General features: G+C 64.7%; 21 protein-coding genes and 1 other RNA gene. 18 read left to right on the top strand and 4 right to left on the bottom strand.

Features of this window, described 5'->3' with window-relative positions; translation table 11 throughout:
- The first annotated feature begins 3 nt into the window (after positions 1-3).
- Positions 4-588, top strand: a complete 585-nt coding sequence (locus tag LOM8899_RS13560) for a hypothetical protein (protein ID WP_133065032.1) — start codon at positions 4-6, stop codon at positions 586-588.
- A 9-nt stretch (positions 589-597) separates the two neighbouring features.
- Here LOM8899_RS13560 and LOM8899_RS13555 read toward each other — a convergent pair whose 3' ends face one another.
- On the bottom strand, positions 598-1,218 hold the full coding sequence (locus tag LOM8899_RS13555) for a cation efflux transmembrane domain-containing protein (protein WP_093992776.1): 621 nt from the start codon (positions 1,216-1,218) through the stop codon (positions 598-600).
- Between the two features lie 72 nt (positions 1,219-1,290).
- Between LOM8899_RS13555 and LOM8899_RS13550 the strand changes: the two genes are divergently transcribed.
- The 7 genes from LOM8899_RS13550 (at position 1,291) to LOM8899_RS13520 (ending at position 7,770) form a co-directional block, all read left to right on the top strand.
- The gene (locus LOM8899_RS13550) at positions 1,291-1,740 is read left to right on the top strand and encodes a MerR family transcriptional regulator (RefSeq protein WP_093992775.1); all 450 of its coding nucleotides are present in this window, start codon (positions 1,291-1,293) and stop codon (positions 1,738-1,740) included.
- Positions 1,741-1,843: 103 nt separating this feature from the next.
- Positions 1,844-3,100, top strand: coding sequence for a sarcosine oxidase subunit beta family protein (locus tag LOM8899_RS13545; protein WP_093992774.1), 1,257 nt, complete (start codon positions 1,844-1,846; stop codon positions 3,098-3,100).
- On the top strand, positions 3,078-3,572 hold the full coding sequence (locus LOM8899_RS13540) for a hypothetical protein (RefSeq protein ID WP_133065031.1): 495 nt from the start codon (positions 3,078-3,080) through the stop codon (positions 3,570-3,572). Before LOM8899_RS13545 ends, LOM8899_RS13540 begins: the two co-directional genes overlap by 23 nt.
- Entirely contained in the window at positions 3,569-3,982 is a 414-nt protein-coding gene (locus tag LOM8899_RS13535) for a hypothetical protein (protein WP_093992772.1), read from the top strand. The genes LOM8899_RS13540 and LOM8899_RS13535 overlap by 4 nt, the downstream gene beginning before the upstream one ends.
- Positions 3,983-3,999: 17 nt before the next feature.
- Positions 4,000-4,290: a sarcosine oxidase subunit delta gene (locus LOM8899_RS13530; protein ID WP_093992771.1), complete on the top strand. Its 291-nt coding sequence runs from the start codon at positions 4,000-4,002 to the stop codon at positions 4,288-4,290.
- Positions 4,287-7,226, top strand: a complete 2,940-nt coding sequence (locus tag LOM8899_RS13525; RefSeq protein WP_093992770.1) for a sarcosine oxidase subunit alpha family protein — start codon at positions 4,287-4,289, stop codon at positions 7,224-7,226. Before LOM8899_RS13530 ends, LOM8899_RS13525 begins: the two co-directional genes overlap by 4 nt.
- Entirely contained in the window at positions 7,219-7,770 is a 552-nt protein-coding gene (locus LOM8899_RS13520; RefSeq protein ID WP_093992769.1) for a sarcosine oxidase subunit gamma, read from the top strand. Before LOM8899_RS13525 ends, LOM8899_RS13520 begins: the two co-directional genes overlap by 8 nt.
- A gap of 42 nt (positions 7,771-7,812) precedes the next feature.
- Here the strand turns inward: LOM8899_RS13520 and LOM8899_RS13515 are convergent, their stop codons facing one another.
- Positions 7,813-8,502, bottom strand: a complete 690-nt coding sequence (locus LOM8899_RS13515; RefSeq protein WP_093992768.1) for a metal-dependent hydrolase — start codon at positions 8,500-8,502, stop codon at positions 7,813-7,815.
- 272 nt (positions 8,503-8,774) lie between these two features.
- On the opposite strand from LOM8899_RS13515, the gene LOM8899_RS13510 reads away from it, so the two are divergent.
- From LOM8899_RS13510 to LOM8899_RS13470, 9 genes are all read left to right on the top strand, one after another.
- Positions 8,775-9,425: a hypothetical protein gene (locus LOM8899_RS13510; protein ID WP_093992767.1), complete on the top strand. Its 651-nt coding sequence runs from the start codon at positions 8,775-8,777 to the stop codon at positions 9,423-9,425.
- 38 nt (positions 9,426-9,463) lie between these two features.
- Positions 9,464-9,751 carry an Asp-tRNA(Asn)/Glu-tRNA(Gln) amidotransferase subunit GatC gene (gatC, locus tag LOM8899_RS13505; protein WP_093992766.1) on the top strand — a complete coding sequence of 96 codons (288 nt, stop codon included), beginning with the start codon at positions 9,464-9,466 and terminating at the stop codon, positions 9,749-9,751.
- Positions 9,751-11,226 (top strand): Asp-tRNA(Asn)/Glu-tRNA(Gln) amidotransferase subunit GatA, encoded by a 1,476-nt coding sequence (gene gatA, locus LOM8899_RS13500; protein ID WP_093992765.1) that lies wholly within the window; start codon positions 9,751-9,753, stop codon positions 11,224-11,226. The genes gatC and gatA overlap by 1 nt, the downstream gene beginning before the upstream one ends.
- A 61-nt stretch (positions 11,227-11,287) precedes the next feature.
- Complete coding sequence (locus LOM8899_RS13495) at positions 11,288-12,064, top strand: hypothetical protein (protein WP_245820531.1); 777 nt, start codon at positions 11,288-11,290, stop codon at positions 12,062-12,064.
- Between the two features lie 64 nt (positions 12,065-12,128).
- Entirely contained in the window at positions 12,129-12,794 is a 666-nt protein-coding gene (locus LOM8899_RS13490) for an N-acetylmuramoyl-L-alanine amidase (RefSeq protein WP_093992990.1), read from the top strand.
- An 11-nt stretch (positions 12,795-12,805) separates the two neighbouring features.
- An RNA gene (gene rnpB / locus LOM8899_RS13485) (RNase P RNA component class A) lies at positions 12,806-13,235 on the top strand.
- A gap of 109 nt (positions 13,236-13,344) precedes the next feature.
- On the top strand, positions 13,345-13,512 hold the full coding sequence (gene rpmG, locus LOM8899_RS13480) for a 50S ribosomal protein L33 (protein ID WP_093992764.1): 168 nt from the start codon (positions 13,345-13,347) through the stop codon (positions 13,510-13,512).
- 106 nt (positions 13,513-13,618) lie between these two features.
- A complete protein-coding gene (locus LOM8899_RS13475) occupies positions 13,619-13,951 on the top strand; it encodes a hypothetical protein (protein WP_093992763.1) in 333 nt (110 codons plus the stop codon).
- Positions 13,948-14,481, top strand: coding sequence for a GNAT family N-acetyltransferase (locus LOM8899_RS13470; protein ID WP_093992762.1), 534 nt, complete (start codon positions 13,948-13,950; stop codon positions 14,479-14,481). The genes LOM8899_RS13475 and LOM8899_RS13470 overlap by 4 nt, the downstream gene beginning before the upstream one ends.
- 129 nt (positions 14,482-14,610) lie before the next feature.
- On the opposite strand, the gene LOM8899_RS13465 is transcribed toward LOM8899_RS13470, so the two are convergent.
- Both LOM8899_RS13465 and LOM8899_RS13460 read right to left on the bottom strand, forming a co-directional pair.
- On the bottom strand, positions 14,611-15,354 hold the full coding sequence (locus LOM8899_RS13465; RefSeq protein WP_093992761.1) for a Bax inhibitor-1/YccA family protein: 744 nt from the start codon (positions 15,352-15,354) through the stop codon (positions 14,611-14,613).
- Between the two features lie 182 nt (positions 15,355-15,536).
- Positions 15,537-15,770, bottom strand: coding sequence for a DUF1127 domain-containing protein (locus LOM8899_RS13460; protein ID WP_245820530.1), 234 nt, complete (start codon positions 15,768-15,770; stop codon positions 15,537-15,539).
- Positions 15,771-15,891: 121 nt separating this feature from the next.
- Between LOM8899_RS13460 and LOM8899_RS13455 the strand changes: the two genes are divergently transcribed.
- Entirely contained in the window at positions 15,892-16,770 is an 879-nt protein-coding gene (locus LOM8899_RS13455) for a LysR family transcriptional regulator (RefSeq protein WP_093992760.1), read from the top strand.
- The last annotated feature ends 4 nt before the right edge of the window (positions 16,771-16,774 follow it).

Raw genomic sequence — 16,774 nt, 5'->3', positions numbered from 1 at the left:
TTTATGCCCCGAGATAACGGTGCCCTACGCATATCGGTCAGATTGGAGCCGGCCGACTTCCCGGCCTATCTGTTGCTCAATCGGCAATTCGCCGAGTTTCTGGCGCAGGCCCGTCCCAAGCGGACGGGCTGGTGGGGCGCCGCGGCCACCTATCTGGTGGCCTATTTCGGGGTGCCTGTGCTCAGCACGCTCATGCTCGCTCTCCTATGGGCCCCCGATCTTCCCGCGTTCGTGCCGGAGCTTGTGGCGGTTTTCATTGTCGTGTGGCTTGCCAGTTTCGCGGTGATGCAGGTCATGCACTGGCGGACCGACAGCATCGAAACGGCGGCGTTGCGCACTTGGTTCGATGCGTCGCAGGGCATGGAGCATGAGCTGATCTTTGACGATGACGGCTTCTCGGTGGCAGGGGATGCGTTCTCGGGCCGGTTCAGTTGGTCCGACGGCCCGGTTCGCTGTCGGCGCTGGGCCAATCACCTGGTGGTTCTGCACCCCCGTCTGCCCGTCCTGATCCCGACCCGCGCGATCGACGGCTCGGTCAAGGAGGTGTTCGGCCAGTTGCAGGCGTGGTCCGGTTCCGGGACCAGCTAGACGCATCGGCTACGCGCCGACCTGCTGACGCTCTGCCAGTGCCTGTTTCAGGATCTGCGCCGAGGAGGACAGGAACAGTCCCGCCATAAGCCCGGCGACGATCAGATCGGGCCAGCCGCTTTGCGTGACGGCGACGGCACCGGCGGCCCCGATCACCGCGACATTGCCGATGGCATCGTTGCGCGAGCAAAGCCAGACCGACCGCACATTGGCGTCGCCGTCCTTCCAGCGCATCAGGATCGCGACCGAGGCCACGTTCGCCGCCAGCGCCAGAAGCCCCACGACACCCATGACGTCCGCTTCGGGCAGCCCGGGCCCCAGCATCAGCCAGATGGTGCTGCCCAGCACCCAAAGCCCCATGGCCGCCAGCGAGACGCCCTTGAGCAGCGCCACGTTGGCCCGTTGCGCAATGGGCATCCCGATGACGAAGAGGCTGAGCCCGTAGGTCAGGCTGTCGCCCAGAAAGTCCAGCGCGTCTGCCTTGAGCGCCTGTGATCCGGCCAGCGACCCGGCGGTGATCTCCACGATGAACATGCCCGCGTTGATCGCGATCACGGCCCAGAGCGCGCGCTTGTAGGCGGGGGCCATGCCGTCGAAGGCGGCTTCGTGGTGGTGATGGCATCCGGCCATAGCGGTTTCTCCTTGCGATTCGGTCGTCGTTATCCCTTGATGCCATCTACAGTCACTGTAGGAGCAAGCCCCATGTCGCCACAACCGGGAGACTTCACCATCGGCGAGGCCGCCCGCGCCTCGGGGGTGAAGGTGACCACCGTCCGCTTCTATGAGAGCCGCGGGTTGTTGCCCGCCCCGCCGCGCAGCGAGGGCAATCGCAGGCTCTATGCCCAATCCCACGTGGATCGCCTGCGCTTTATCCGCCATGCCCGCGAGCTGGGCTTTGCGCTCGAGGATGTGGCGACGCTTCTGAGCCTCAGCGACGAGCCCGACCAATCCTGCGCCGCCGTCGACGCCATCGCCCGCGCCCAAAGGGCCGAAGTGACCCGCCGGATCGCGCGTCTGGAGGCGCTGGGCGTAGAGCTCGACCGGATGATCGCCACCTGCGCCGGTGGCACCGTGGGCGAGTGCCGAGTGATCGAAAGCCTGTCCGATCACGCTCATTGCGCCGCCGATCATCCCGGCCCCGCGCCGATGTGACCCGGCCCTCTGCGTCACGGCGTGAATTTGCCGGACTCTGTCGGAAAGGGCCGTTGCGCCTGCCTGCTGGGTTGCTAGTGTCGGGCGCAACAAGGAGCGCGCGATGGGACGGTTTTCCGGCTTGAAGGTGATTTGGGAAGGTTTGCGCGGGCAAACCGGCTGGACGCCCATGTGGCGCGATCCCGAACCCAAGGCGGAATATGACGTCGTCATCATCGGCGGCGGCGGGCATGGTCTGTCGACGGCCTACTACCTCGCCAAGGAGCACGGCATCACCAATGTCGCGGTGCTGGAAAAGGGCTATCTGGGCGGCGGTAACGTGGGCCGCAACACCACCATCGTCCGCGCCAATTATTTCCTGCCCGGCAATTCCGAGTTCTATTCGCATTCGCTGAAGCTGTGGGAAGGCCTTGAGGCCGACCTCAATTACAACGTCATGCATTCGCAGCGTGGCCTGATCAATCTGTTCCACTCGGACGGCCAACGCGATGCCTTCGTTCGCCGTGGCAATGCCATGGTCAATCAGGGCGACGACGCGATCCTTCTTGACCGCGACGGGGTGCGCAAGCATCTGCCCTATCTGGATTTCGACAACGTCCGGTTTCCGATCTATGGCGGCCTGTTGCACCCGCGCGGCGGCACGGCCCGCCATGATGCGGTGGCGTGGGGCTATGCCCGCGGCGCCGACCAGCGCGGCGTCGATCTGATCCAGAACTGCGAAGTCACCGGCATCGATATCGAGGGCGGCGTGGTCCGCGGCGTGCAGACCTCGCGCGGTCCGATCCGCGCCAAGAAGGTGGCGATGATCGTGGCGGGCCGCTCGTCTCAGGTGGCCGCGATGGCGGGGATGCGCCTGCCGATCGAGAGCCATGTGTTGCAGGCCTTCGTCACCGAAGGGCTGAAGCCTGTCATCAACCATGTGGTCAGCTTTGGCATGGGCCACTTCTATATCAGCCAGTCCGACAAGGGCGGCCTCGTCTTTGGCGGCGACATCGATTTCTACAGCTCTTATGCCGCGCGGGGGAACCTGCCGATGAAAGAGCATGTGATGGATGCCGCGATGACGCTGATGCCGATGATCGGCAAGGCCAAGGTGCTTCGCTCCTGGGGCGGTATCATGGATATGTCGCCCGACGGGTCGCCCACCATCGACAAGACCCCGACTGAGGGTCTGTTTGTCAATTGCGGCTGGAATTACGGGGGCTTCAAGGCGGTGCCGGGATCGGGCTTTTCGACCGCCCACCTGATCGCCACGGGCCAACACCACGCCCCGGCGGCCAAGTTCCGGCTCGACCGTTTCCTGACCGGGCGCGGGATCATGGACGAGGAGGGCACCGGTGCGCAACATAATCTGCATTAGCCTGATGCTGGCCACCCCTGCGGCGGCGCAACCTCTGTTCGACCCGTCCTGCTATGCCCGCGACTATTCGCCCGAGCATCTTGCCTCGCAGCCGGATCAGATCGTCGATGAATTCCTGCTCCAGTTCAGCCACGACACCAAATACGACCAGACCTTTGCGTGGATTTCGGTCGAGTTGACCGATCAGGGCCATGTCGCAGGCACCCCGCTTGCCGGTCAGACCTTGGATCAGGGGTTGATCTGCTGGGTCGACGATGTGACGGCGGGCTGTTCGGTGGAATGCGATGGCGGCTGGTTCGAAGTGACGCGCAACGACGGCAACATACTGGAATTGCGCACCGACTACCTGTTGGTCGGAGACACCGAGGGCTGCGGCGGTGCCGTTGACCTCTCAGAAGGGCCGGGCCGGACGACGACCTATCGTCTGATGCGCGTGGCCAATGCGATTTGTGACGAAAGGATACCGCGATGATGATTAAGAACGCCGCACTTGCCATGGCTCTGGCGCTTGGACTGGCTGCCTGCGAGACTTCGACCCCGACCGCGACCCCGGTCAGCGCCTCTGCCGCCACGGGCATTGATGGCGTGGTTGCCGCCCTGCAGGCCGATGTCGGCAAGGATATCGGCGGCGGCGTCACCCTGTTGTCGGCCGAGGCGGACGGCAGCACCCTGCGCGCCGGTTTCCAGTTTGTCGCCACCGTGGCCCAGCTCGAGGCGATCGGCCGACAGGAGTTCGAGGACGGCTTCACTCAGGGCTTTGTCGGATCGCTCTGTTCCAACCCGGCCGTTCCGGCCTTTATGGCGTCGGGCGGGGCTGTCGAGGTGACGATGGTCGACCCTGCCGGCGCCCCGATCCTTGCCCGCCGTGTGACCTCTTGCTGATGAAAAGGCGCTGACCCATGCGTATACCTTGCCCTGTCTGCGGCGTCCGTGACCGCCGCGAGTTCACGTGGGGGGCCGATGCTCTGGCATTGGACCGTCCCGCTGTGGATGCGGGCGAGGTGGCGTGGGACGACTACCTCCACAACCGCGAGAACCCCGCCGGGCCGACCCGCGACCTGTGGTATCACGATGCCTGCGGAACATGGGCCGTGGTCGACCGTGATACGGTGACCCATGCGGTTCACGGGTCGTCTCTGGCCGAGACGGCACGCGCCGGAAAGGCTGCTGCCGGGAAGGGGCGGGCATGAGGATCGACGGACATGGCCGCACCGGGACGCGCACGGTCTCCTTTACCTTTGACGGCAAATCATACGAGGGCCGCGAAGGCGACACGCTGGCCTCTGCCCTGCTGGCCAATGGTGTCCGCCTCGTGGGCCGTAGCTTCAAGTATCACCGCCCGCGCGGCATTCTGACCGCCGGATCGGAAGAGCCGAACGCCTTGGTGACCATCGGCAAGGGCGCTGCCCGCGTGCCGAATGTGCGCGCCACCCAGCAGGAGATCTTTCCCGGTTTGGCCGCCAGCAGCCAGAACCGCTGGCCCAGCCTGTCGCATGACGTGATGGCGGTGAACGACGTGGCCGCGCCGTTCCTTGGGGCCGGCTTCTATTACAAAACCTTCATGTGGCCGCGCAAATTCTGGGAAGGGCTGTACGAGCCGATCATTCGCCGCGCCGCCGGATTGGGCGCGTTGAGCGGCAAGTCCAACGACGAACCCTATGAGAAGGCTTTTGCCTTCTGCGATCTGCTGGTGATCGGCGCGGGCCCTGCCGGGTTGATGGCGGCCTTGACCGCGGGCCGTGCCGGGGCCGACGTGATCCTCGCCGACGAAGACCTCCAGATGGGTGGCAGGCTTTTGGCCGAGGTCGAGGATGTCGACGGTGTCGAGGCCCACGAATGGGTGTCCGAGACACTGGCCGAACTGGCCGCGATGCCCAATGTGCGCATGATGACCCGCACCACGGTGACCGGGGCCTATGACCAAGGCACCTTCGGCGCGTTGGAGCGGGTGTCGCTGCATGCCGCCCCCGGAGAGGCGCCGCGCGAATGCTTCTGGCGGATCGTCGCCAAGGGCTCGATCCTCTGTGCCGGAGCCTTGGAGCGCCCCATCGCCTTTCCCAACAACGACCGTCCCGGTGTGATGATGGCCGGCGCGGTGCGCAGCTATCTGAACCGCTGGGGCGTGTCGCCGGGAATGCGTGTCGCCGTCTTCGGCAACAACGACGACGCCCACCGCACCGCCCGTGATCTGGCAGCGGCGGGTGTGTCGATCGTGGCCGTGGTGGACAGCCGCGAGGATGCCGCGCCGAAGGGCGATTTCCCGGTGTTTGCGGGCAGCCATGTCGTCGACACGGCAGGCAGGCTAGGCCTTGAGCACATCACCATCCGAACCGGCGAGCACACACGCAATATCCGCGCCGATTGCCTCGCTATCTCTGGCGGCTGGAACCCTACGGTGCATTTGACCTGTCACATGAACGGGCGGCCTGTGTGGGACGAGCAACTGCTGTCCTTCGTGCCGCGCCCGGGGTCGATCCCCGGCATGGTCGTCGCGGGGGCCGCCAATGGTGTGATGTCCACACGTAGTTGCCTGACCGACGGCGTCCGCGCGGCGACCGAGGCGTTGCAGGCGCTCGACCTCGCCGCCCCGGACGTCGCCGTGCCGGAGGCCGAGGATCGCGCCTATGCCATCGAGGCGCTGTGGTCCGTGGACGGGCCGAGGGTCAAGCCGTCGGCCCGCAAATGGCTCGATTTTCAGAACGACGTGCATGTGAAGGACATCAAGCTCGCCGCGCAGGAGAATTTCGCAAGCGTCGAGCATATGAAACGCTACACGACGCAGGGCATGGCGACGGATCAGGGCAAATCCTCGAACGTGGCCGCTCTGGCCGTGCTGGCCGATGCCACCGGGCGCGGCATCCCCGAGACCGGGACGACGACGTTCCGCCCACCCTATGTGCCGGTGTCGATCGCCGCGATGGGCGCGGGCAGTCAAGGCATGGGCTTTGCGCCGCAACGCCTGACCACGTCGCACGGCCCGACAGTGGCCTCCGGCGCGCCGATGATCGAGGCCGGTCTGTGGTATCGCCCGTCCTACTTCCCCAAGCCCGGCGAGACGACGTGGCAGCAGTCGTGCGACCGCGAGGTGGCGATGGTGCGCAACTCCGTCGGCGTCTGCGACGTGTCGACCTTGGGCAAGATCGACATCCAAGGGCCGGATGCGGCGGCGTTCCTCGATTTCGTCTACGCCAACACGTTCAGCACGTTGAAGGTCGGCCGCGTCCGCTATGGGCTGATGCTGCGCGAGGACGGTCACGTCATGGACGATGGCACCACCGCCCGTCTGGGCGAGACCCATTACGTGATGACGACGACCACCGCGGCGGCGGGTCTTGTCATGCGGCATCTGGATTTCGTGGCGCAGGTCCTGCGCCCCGATCTGGACGTGCAGGTTGTCTCCGTCACCGAGTCCTGGGCGCAGTTTTCCGTGGCCGGACCCCGCGCCCGCGAACTGCTCAACACCGTGCTCGATCAGCCCATTGACGACACCGCAATGCCCTATATGGGCTGTGGTCCGGTGCAGGTCTCCGGCGTGCCGGGGCGGCTGTTCCGGATCAGCTTTTCGGGCGAAATGGCCTATGAAGTCGCGGTGCCGGTCGGCTATGGCGAGAGCCTCTACCGCCTGCTGGCCGCGCAGGCCGAGGTCATGGGCGGCGGGCCTTACGGCATGGAAGCGCTCAACGTGCTGCGCATCGAGAAGGGCTTCATCACCCACGCCGAAATCCACGGCCGGACCACGGCCTTCGATATCGGCATGGACCGGATGGTGAGGCTCAAGAAGGACTGCATCGGGCAGGCCGCGTCGCGCCGTCCGGGCCTGCTGGACGAGGATCGCGAACAGTTGGTGGGGCTCAAGCCCGTTCACGCCGGCGGCAAGCTGACGGCGGGGGCGCATCTGTTCGAGCAGACCGCAGAGGCGGTGCGCGAGAACGATCAGGGTTATGTGACCTCGGTCGCCCCGTCCCCGACACTGGGGCACATGATCGCCCTCGGTTTCCTCAAGCGCGGCCGCGCCCGCCACGGCGAGGTCGTGCGGCTGGTCGATCATCTGCGCGATGTCGAGACGCTTTGCGAAGTCTGCGATCCGGTGTTCTTTGACCCCGAAGGAGGGCGTTTGCGTGGCTAGGCTGATTGCAAAGAGCGCCCTGATGGGGCTGTTGCCCGTGACGGTCGGCGGGATTTCCCTGACCGAGGTTGAAACCGGGCCGGTGACGTCGATTGCTCCGTTCAAGGGTCAGTCGCGGGCGGTGTCTGCGGTGTTGAAGGAGCGCGTCGGATTGCGGTTTCCGCCCGTGAACCGTGCCGTCGCGGCGGGCGACGTGCGCCTGATCTGGGCCGGCAAGGGCCGAGCGCTGATGCTGGGGGCAAAGCCCGAGGGGCTGGAGGGTCTCGCTGCCATGACCGACCAGACCGGCGCCAATGCGGTGCTTCGCATCGAGGGCGAGGCGGTCGAGGACGTTCTCGCCCGGTTGATTCCGATGGATCTGCGCAGCACCGTGTTCAAGACGGGCCATACCGCCCGCACCATGTTGGCACATATGCAGGTGAGCGTCACCCGCGTTGGCGCGGATGCGTTCGAGATCATGGCCATGCGCTCCATGGCCGGCACGCTCGTGCATGATCTGGAACAGGCGGCCAAGGGCGTCATGGCGCGACGGGCGCTGGGCTAGGCCCTTGACCGCCCGTGCGGCATAAACGCTGACCTGGGCGGCCTAGAACTCGAGCACCTCCATGACCTCCGGAGTGAGGACATCGACGCCGGGCAAGGCGTCGACCAGAGGTTGTGCCGACTGGGCCAACACCGGGAATGTCTTGTAGTGGCAGGGGATCACGGTTGAAAAATTGAAATATCGCTTGGCGGCGTAGGCGGCGCCGGCCATATCCATTGTATAGTGCCCGCCGCAGCACAGGATGCCGATGTCGGGTTTGTGCAAGTCGCCCATCCAGTCCATGTCGGCCATGATATCGGTATCGCCGGTGACATAGATCGTGTGGCCCTCGCCCTTGATCATGAAGCCGGCCGGTTCGCCCGCGTATTGCATGCCCTCCTTGAAATCGATCGAGGAAGAGTGCTGGGCGTTGACCATGGTCACGCTGACGCCGCCGAGCTCGACCGTGCCGCCCTTGCCCATTCCGGTGGTCTTGATGCCCTCGGCCGTCCAGATATCGGAAAGCTCGTGAATGCAGATGACGGTCGCACCGGTTTGCGCCGACAGGGCCGGGGTCTCTGCGGCGTGATCGCCGTGGGCGTGGGTGATCAGGATATGGGTCGCGCCCGAGATCGCTTCGTTTCGCCGGTCGTCCGGGAAGCTTGGATTGCCGGTGAGATACGGGTCGATCAACAGCACCTCCTCGCCGATGTCGATCCGGAAGCTGGAATGTCCGAGCCAAGTGATTTTCATGTGTCGCCTTCCGCTAGATGTTTCGGGAAGGCTGCCACGGCGGGCGGCGAGCGGTCAATCGGTCAAGGCTTGGGCGGCAAGGTCTGGCCATTGCATCCCGCATTGGTTTCTTTTGGCCCCAAATACGGCCGCCGGAGGCAACCTCACGGCTGGCGGTGCCTCGTGGTGCGGTCGGACCCTCCGGGGGGGGATATTTTGGACCCAAAGAAGCCATGGCGTCTGGCATTCGCCGGGCCTTTGGCTAGTTTGGCTGATGGAGTGGGAGAGCTGTCATGGACTGGACCGCGCAGGTTGATGCCTATTGCGAGCGGATGGGACCGGAGTTCTGGGCCGAGCCGCTGAATGCGTTGACCAATCTGGGCTATCTGATCGTCGGTCTTTGGACGTGGCGCCGGATGGTGCATGTGCCGTTGGGGCCCGCCTTGAGCCTGATACTGGTCGCGATCTCTGTCGGATCGTTTCTGTTTCACACCCTCGCAACCGAGTGGGCCGGTTTGGCCGATACGGCGCCGATCGGCGTGTTTATCCTGCTCTATCTGTTTGCCTTGAACCGCTATGTGGTGGGCTGGCCGTTGTGGGCGGCGCTGTTGGGGACGGCGGCTTATGTGCCTTATGCGGCCCTGATGCTGCCTTGGCTGGACCGGCTCCCCTTCGTGCAGATTTCGAATTTCTACTGGACCGTGCCGATTGCATTGGTGGTCTATGCAGCGGCGTTGCGCCGGCTCCCCTTGGCCAAGGGTCTTCTGGCCGGAGCTGTGATCCTGTGTGTGTCGATTTCGCTGCGCTCGGTAGACCTGCTGTGGTGCGAAAGCTGGCCCTTGGGCACTCATTTCCTGTGGCACACGATAAATGCGGGGATGTTTGTGGTGGTCTTGGAGACTTATCGCCGCCATTGCCTTGCAGCAGGCCCTGCAGGGCGCTAAACGCAATCGCTGACAGACCAGCCCGGAGGCCAACCCCCATGTCCATTGATGAAGGCACCGCAGCCCGTGTCGCCAAGCTCGCCCGTATTCGGGTGGAAGAGGCGGATTTGCCCGCATTGGCGCAGGAATTCAGCACGATCCTCGGGTTTATCGAACAACTCAACGAGGTGGACGTGGACGGCGTCGAGCCGATGACCTCCGTCACCCCGATGCGCCTCAAGCGTCGTGACGACGTGGTGACCGACGGCAACCAGCAGGCCGCCGTGCTGGCCAATGCCCCCGATGCCCGCGAGGGCTTCTTTGCCGTGCCGAAGGTGGTGGAATAATGACCGATCTGACCAAGCTGACGATTTCCGCCGCCCGCGATGCCCTACGCAAGGGCGAGACGACCGCCGCCGAGTTGACCGAGGCCTGTCTGACCGCGATCGAGGGGGCAGGGGCGCTCAACGCCTTTGTCCATCACACACCTGAGATTGCCCGCGCTCAGGCCGCCGCCGCCGATACCCGTATCAAGGCGGGCGATGCCCCCGACATGTGCGGCATCCCGCTGGGCATCAAGGATCTGTTCTGCACCAAGGGCGTCCCCTCGCAGGCCGCGTCCCGCATTCTCGAAGGCTTCAAGCCCGAGTATGAGAGCACCGTGACGACCCGTCTGTTCGAGGCAGGCTCCGTCATGCTGGGTAAGCTCAACATGGACGAGTTCGCCATGGGCAGCTCGAACGAGACCAGCACCTATGGTGACGCAGTCAACCCGTGGAAGATCGACGCGCCGCTCACCCCCGGGGGATCGTCCGGTGGCTCTGCCGCTGCTGTGGCCGCCGATCTCTGCCTTGCCGCCACCGGGACCGATACCGGTGGCTCGATCCGCCAGCCGGCCGCCTTCACCGGCATCACCGGCCTCAAGCCCACCTACGGCCGGGTTAGCCGCTGGGGTATCGTGGCCTTTGCCTCGTCGCTCGATCAGGCCGGGCCGATGACCAAGGACGTGCGCGATGCCGCGATCATGCTGGGCGCGATGGCCGGCCATGATCCGCTCGACAGCACCAGTGCCGACATTCCGGTGCCGGATTTCGAGGCGATGCTGACCGGCGACATTCGCGGCAAGAAGATCGGTATCCCGCGCGAATACCGCATGGACGGGATGCCCGACGAGATCGAGTCCCTTTGGACCCAAGGTCAGGAGATGCTCCGCGATGCGGGCGCCGAGATGGTCGACATCTCGCTGCCCCATACCAAATACGCCTTGCCTGCTTACTACGTCATTGCCCCGGCCGAGGCGTCGTCGAACCTTGCCCGCTACGACGGGGTCCGCTTTGGCCACCGCGCCAAGCTCGCCGCCGGCGACGGCATCACCGAGATGTATGAAAAGACCCGCGCCGAAGGGTTTGGCGCAGAGGTCCAGCGCCGGGTCATGGTCGGCACCTATGTGCTTTCGGCGGGCTTCTATGACGCCTATTACAACCGCGCCCGCAAGGTCCGCGCCCTGATCAAGCGCGATTTCGACGAGGTCTTTGCCAAAGGGGTCGATGCGATCCTGACGCCCGCGACGCCCTCGGCCGCCTTCGCCTTGGGCCAAAAGTTCGACGATCCGGTGCAGATGTATCTCAACGACGTGTTTACCGTGACGGTCAACCTCGCCGGTCTGCCCGGCATCGCGGTGCCGACGGGTGTCGATAAACAGGGGCTGCCCTTGGGCCTGCAACTGATCGGCCGCCCCTGGGAAGAGGGCGATCTGCTCAACACCGCCTATTCACTGGAACGTGCGGCGCAATTTGTGGCCAAACCGGGCAAGTGGTGGTAAGAGCCTACGAAGTTTGAGCCGGGGCAGGGGTCGTGCCGTGAAGTGCTATGGGTTGATCGGAGTGGCTGGGCTGATGCTGGCGGCCTGTGCGCCGCAGGTGCCGGATAGTGGTGCCGGCGTCGGCTTTTCGGAATACAGCCAATACGAGATCGAGCGGGCGCGCCGTGAGGCGCAGTTGTCCGGCGGTGCCGGTTCGCCCATCGTCAACTCCAGCACAGCCATCGTGCCGCCCAGTGCGGCCGGTGTGGCGCCAGGCAGCACCATTGTGCCGTCGGGCGGGATTTCGACCTCCGACCTTGCCGCGGCCGGAATCGGCGCCCCAATCGGTGCAGGCACTATCGGCACCGCGCCGGCCACAACCGTCTCGGGGCAGGACGTGAACCGCACTTCGGGCGTTCAGGCCAGCCCGACGAACGCTCCGGTCAATATCGCCTCCAGCGGGATTTCGTCCGAACAGGATTTCGACGCCGTCGCCAGTGAGCGCGGGATCGAGGACGACGCGGCGCTGCGCGAGCAGCAACAGGCGGCCTATACCGTGATCCAGCCGACGGCGCTGCCGACCCGCGACGGGGACGTCGGGCCGAACATCGTCGAATATGCGCTGAACGCGCCGAATCGGCGGGGCCAGGAATGGTATTCCCGGTCGCTGCTGACCATCGACGCCCAAGGCAAGTTCGAGCGGAACTGCTCGAGCTATCGTTCGGCCGACGAGGCGCAGCGCGACTTCCTCGAACGGGGTGGCCCGGAGCGCGACCCCAGAGGCATCGATCCTGACGGCGACGGCTTTGCCTGCGGCTGGGATCCGGCCCCGTTCCTGCTCGTCGTTGGCCGAGGCTGATCCGACCATCCGCGACCGGCCCTCGCCGAACTGCGGCCCGCGCCGTGGCGGGGCGTTGCCGGACATGGTCGTGCTGCATTACACTGCCATGGCGAGTTGCGAGGCGGCGGCAGAGCGGCTCTGCGATCCGGAATTCGAAGTCTCGGCGCATTATCTGATCGGTGAAGACGGCACGATCCTGCGGCTGGTCGCCGAAGACCAGCGGGCATGGCATGCCGGAGCGGGTCGCTGGGGCAAGACTAGGGACGTCAATTCGCATTCGATCGGCATCGAACTTGCCAACACGGGCACGACCCCGTTTGCCGCCGCGCAGATGGACGCGCTCGAAGCACTCCTGCCCGCCATCCTCGGCCGCTGGTCGATCTCGCCCGAACGGGTCATCGGCCACTCCGACATGGCCCCGGATCGAAAATCCGATCCCGGCGCCCGATTCGACTGGGCGCGGCTCGCGCGGCAAGGTCTGGCCATCGCGCCCCGTCCCGGCTTCTTTTGGCCCCGAATACGGCCGCCGGAGGCATCCCGACGCATCCAAAGCCCGGACCATACGGCCCTGCGCCGCGCACTCACCGGCATCGGCTACACCGACGAGCTCCCGCTCGAGACGGTGCTCCGGGCCTTCCGACTGCGGTTTCGCCCATCTCGATCCGGCCCGCCCGACGCGACGGACCTCGCGCTGGCACAGGACATCGCGCGTCGTTTCCCCGTTGACCAAGCGCGGCACAACGCCTAACCGGACAGGGCGCGGATGGCTGGATGGCCGCTTTGCGCGGGCGGCTCCGGCAGCCTGCCAGAGAGGAAAGTCCGGACTCCAAAAAGCACGGTGCCGGGTAATGCCCGGCGGGGGCAACCCCAGGGAAAGCGCCACAGAGAACAGACTACCCCGTCACCCCGAGGTTCGCCAAGGGAATCGTCGCGGGGAAAAGGTGAAACGGTGGAGTAAGAGCCCACCGCGGACCTGGCAACAGGGACGGCACGGCAAGCCCCACCGGGAGCAATGCCAAATAGGGGCCTCGCGCGGGTGTGATCGGCAACGATATCCCCGCACGGATGCTTGAACCGGAAGGCCCGGGTTGGCAGCTAGAGGCGCATCGGCAACGGTGCGTTCAGAGGAATGGTCATCCAGAGGGGTCAAACCCTTGGACAAAATCCGGCTTATAGGCCGTCCGCGCATATTCTCTCCGGCTTTGCGGTTGACTTGGGGGGCCGTCCGGGTAAAAGGCAGCTTCCAAGAGATTTCACGCAGGTGCCGCTAACCGGCCCGCGATCAGGAGACACGACCCATGGCGAAGCCTACCACAATCAAAATCCGCCTGAACTCCACCGCAGGCACGGGCCACTTCTACGTGACCAAGAAAAATGCCCGCACGATGACCGACAAGATGTCGGTACGTAAGTACGACCCGGTGGTGCGCAAGCATGTCGAGTACAAGGAAGGCAAGATCAAGTAAGATCGCCCTCCCGACAGACCGACAAGGCCGCGCCCCTCACCGGAGCGCGGCCTTTTCCGTTCTGGCCAGTGCTCCGTCATAGTCTTGAATTGTCCGGAGTCCTGCCATGCCGCTTACCGAGTTTTCCCTGATCAGACACGGGGATGGGCTTGAGTACTGCTTTTCCGCCCAGGGCGCCCACAACGGCCGCCTTGCCTACAAGCGGTCCGATGCCGATCTGTGGATCCTGTGGCATCCGCGCTGGGGTTGGTATGCGCCGGCCGCAGATGGAAGTGTCGCGGGCCTGTCCTTCAGCCTGCCGCCCAAGGAACAGGCCAACAGGCCGCCGCAGGGCCCGTGGGTCAGTCGCAAGGCGGGTGCCTCTTACGTCTACGACCTGCGATGGGGCGGTGAATCTCGGCAGGAACGCACGGTCGCCTCGGAAGGCGCCAGCGCATGACCGCGCCCGATCCGAAGCGAATCGGTGCCTGGCCCAAGCTCCGCCCCTCGAATGCCGGGGATATCGAGCGCATCGACCGGCTGCTGCGGCAGAGCTACCCCCGCCTGCTCAAACCGGATTACCCACCCTCGGTATTGGTTACGGCCATACCGCTTATCGCGCGGGCGCAGCCCGACCTGATCAAATGCGGCACCTATTACGTGGCCGAAGATCGCGACGGCGCCATCGTGGGCGCCGGCGGCTGGACGCAATCGATTCCGGGGGCAGGGGGCCGCGAGCCGGGTCGCGGCAACATCCGGCACGTGGTGACGGATCACAGCCGCGTCCGGCAGGGCATCGGTCGTGCGCTGATGGCGCATACCCTCGCCTCGGCGCGGTCAGAGGGCATGACGTGGATGCACTGCGTGTCGACCCGCACCGCGGTGCCGTTCTACGCCTCACTGGGCTTTACCGCGATGGGCGAAGTGTCCATCCCGATCGGCCCTGCCGGGATCGGTTTTCCGGCGGTCGAAATGCGGTGCGATCTCTGATCCTTCATCTTGGCCTGAAAACTCACGACGCGACGTCTGCCGCACAGGCCACCCTCCGATCAATGTGGGCCGCAGGAAAAAGGGCCGGTGTTTCCACCGGCCCCTGATCTCATTGACTGAGATGTTCTGTTATTCGCGGCTGCCGAAAAGCTGCAGCAGGAACATGAACATGTTGATGAAGTCGAGGTAGAGGTTCAGCGCGCCCATGATGGCGGCTTTGCCCAGCCACTCCGCGTCGCCGTGGGCGGCGTGCGCGATATAGTCTGCCTTGATCTTTTGCGTGTCATAGGCGGTCAGTCCGGCAAAGATCAGCACACCAAGAGCCGAAACCGCGAACATGATCGCCGGCGAGGCCAGCCAGATGTTGACGATCGAGGCCACGATGAGGCCGATCACGCCCATGATCAGGAATGTGCCCCAGCCGCTGAGGTCCTTCTTGGTCGTGTAGCCGTAGAGCGACAGACCGGCAAAGGCGACGGCGGTGATCAGAAAGACCTGAACGATCGAGAAGCCCGTGAACACGAGGAAGATCCAGCTGATCGACACACCCATCGCCAAGGCGAAGGTGTAGAAGAAGAGCTGTGCGCCGGCAGCCGACAACTTGTTGATCATCGCGCCGAACAGGAACACCATCGCCAGCGGCAGGAACATCACGACCCATTTCAGGGGCGAGGTATACAGGGTGATACCAAGTTGCGTCAGGTTGCCGCTTGCGTCCACGGACAGTCCGGACATGGCCCATGCGGCGAATGCCGTGATGAGCATGCCTACCGACATTGTGCCGTAGACCTTGTTCATGTGGGCGCGAAGCCCTGCGTCGATCGCGGCCGAGCGAGTGCCGGCCGTCGGTCGGATCGTTGAATAGTCAGCCATCGATGACCTCCAGTTAAGAATCCCTCGCCCGTTTCTCGGGCGCTGCGCATGATATTGGCGTCGTTGTCATCATTTTCAAGGATTTCCGGTGCATGGAGCGACCTAAAACTGGCGGATTTTGTCTTGAAAGCCACGAATGCGGCAAACTGCCCCAGAACCGGGGCAGCCTCGTGGTAATTCGCCTATTGCCGCCAGTGCCGAGGCGCATCCCAGAACGGCCGAGACGCTTCTTGCTCGGCCTCTGCCGCAGTGAGGCCGAGGTCCTCCAACTGAGCGCCGGAGAGCGCCCCAAGCTGGCGGCGTTGCACCCAGACTCCGTGCCAGTGGGCGATCATGGCGAATGGTCCCTGAATCGAAGCTGCCGACAGCTGCTGGCGGGGGCCGGCGCCCTGCCGGATGTTGGTGGAGATGGTCATGTCATTTCCCTCTGATCTGTGATGAGTCTATGCTGTTTCATTCCGATGCTTGATATATGGCGCATCATGCGTCATGTTGAAAATGAATGTTTGACGTATCTCATATCAAGGATTGTGATGAATGGCGCGCAACATGGACATGACGGCCCTGCGGTCCTTCGTCACCGTGGCGGAAAGCGGTGGGGTCACTAGGGCCGCCGGTATTCTCAACCTGACGCAGTCGGCGGTGTCGATGCAGCTCAAGCGGCTCGAGGAATCGCTCGATCTGTCGCTTCTGGATCGCACCGGCCGCAGTATCGGCCTGACGCCGGCGGGTGAGCAATTGCTCGGCCTCGGTCGTCGCATGCTGGACGTGAACGACGAGATCTACGCCCGACTGACGGCGACCGAGTTCGAGGGCGAACTGAAACTGGGCGTGCCGCATGACATCATCTATCCGGCCGTGCCGCAGATCCTCAAACGGTTCGCCGCCGACTTTCCCCGGATGAAGGTGCGCCTGATTTCCGGGGCGACCCGGAAACTTCTGGAGATGTTCGGTCGGGGCGAATGCGATCTGATCCTCACCACGGAGGAATCCTGCGGCCCCGGAGGGCGGAGCATCGTCGAACTGCCGCTGCTCTGGATCGGGGCCATGGGGGGCACCGCATGGCGCAAGCGTCCGTTGCCCGTCGCCTTCTGCTCGAACTGCATCTTTCGGGGCGGTGTCCTTTCCGCCCTGAACGCCGCCGGAGTGCCGTGGGAAATGACGGTGGATTCAGAGCTCGACAATGCCGTCGAGGCCGCGGTGAGCGCGGACCTCGGTGTCAATGTCTCGCTCGAAGGCAATCTTCCGCCCCATACCGAGGTGATCCACCACGGCGGAGCCTTGCCTGCGCTGCGCCCGCAGAAGATCAACCTCTATGTGCAACGCCCCGACGATGCGGTCTCTGCGGCGATGGCGTCGATCATCGGGCAGGAATATGCGCAACACGCTCAGGCCGGCCGCAGCAACGTGGCCTGATCGC

Source organism: Flavimaricola marinus (assembly GCF_900184895.1).
GTDB lineage: Bacteria > Pseudomonadota > Alphaproteobacteria > Rhodobacterales > Rhodobacteraceae > Flavimaricola > Flavimaricola marinus.
This window is presented reverse-complemented; position numbering and strand designations above follow the sequence as displayed.

Bases quoted from the DNA above. Each gene is read 5' to 3' on its own strand.
- LOM8899_RS13560 (WP_133065032.1), top strand. From the start codon at position 4: ATGCCCCGAGATAACGGTGCCCTACGCATATCGGTCAGATTGGAGCCG.
- LOM8899_RS13555 (WP_093992776.1), bottom strand. From the start codon at position 1,218: ATGGCCGGATGCCATCACCACCACGAAGCCGCCTTCGACGGCATGGCC.
- LOM8899_RS13550 (WP_093992775.1), top strand. From the start codon at position 1,291: ATGTCGCCACAACCGGGAGACTTCACCATCGGCGAGGCCGCCCGCGCC.
- LOM8899_RS13545 (WP_093992774.1), top strand. From the start codon at position 1,844: ATGGGACGGTTTTCCGGCTTGAAGGTGATTTGGGAAGGTTTGCGCGGG.
- LOM8899_RS13535 (WP_093992772.1), top strand. From the start codon at position 3,569: ATGATGATTAAGAACGCCGCACTTGCCATGGCTCTGGCGCTTGGACTG.
- LOM8899_RS13530 (WP_093992771.1), top strand. From the start codon at position 4,000: ATGCGTATACCTTGCCCTGTCTGCGGCGTCCGTGACCGCCGCGAGTTC.
- LOM8899_RS13525 (WP_093992770.1), top strand. From the start codon at position 4,287: ATGAGGATCGACGGACATGGCCGCACCGGGACGCGCACGGTCTCCTTT.
- LOM8899_RS13515 (WP_093992768.1), bottom strand. From the start codon at position 8,502: ATGAAAATCACTTGGCTCGGACATTCCAGCTTCCGGATCGACATCGGC.
- LOM8899_RS13510 (WP_093992767.1), top strand. From the start codon at position 8,775: ATGGACTGGACCGCGCAGGTTGATGCCTATTGCGAGCGGATGGGACCG.
- gatC (WP_093992766.1), top strand. From the start codon at position 9,464: ATGTCCATTGATGAAGGCACCGCAGCCCGTGTCGCCAAGCTCGCCCGT.
- gatA (WP_093992765.1), top strand. From the start codon at position 9,751: ATGACCGATCTGACCAAGCTGACGATTTCCGCCGCCCGCGATGCCCTA.
- LOM8899_RS13490 (WP_093992990.1), top strand. From the start codon at position 12,129: ATGGTCGTGCTGCATTACACTGCCATGGCGAGTTGCGAGGCGGCGGCA.
- rpmG (WP_093992764.1), top strand. From the start codon at position 13,345: ATGGCGAAGCCTACCACAATCAAAATCCGCCTGAACTCCACCGCAGGC.
- LOM8899_RS13475 (WP_093992763.1), top strand. From the start codon at position 13,619: ATGCCGCTTACCGAGTTTTCCCTGATCAGACACGGGGATGGGCTTGAG.
- LOM8899_RS13470 (WP_093992762.1), top strand. From the start codon at position 13,948: ATGACCGCGCCCGATCCGAAGCGAATCGGTGCCTGGCCCAAGCTCCGC.
- LOM8899_RS13465 (WP_093992761.1), bottom strand. From the start codon at position 15,354: ATGGCTGACTATTCAACGATCCGACCGACGGCCGGCACTCGCTCGGCC.
- LOM8899_RS13460 (WP_245820530.1), bottom strand. From the start codon at position 15,770: ATGACCATCTCCACCAACATCCGGCAGGGCGCCGGCCCCCGCCAGCAG.
- LOM8899_RS13455 (WP_093992760.1), top strand. From the start codon at position 15,892: ATGGCGCGCAACATGGACATGACGGCCCTGCGGTCCTTCGTCACCGTG.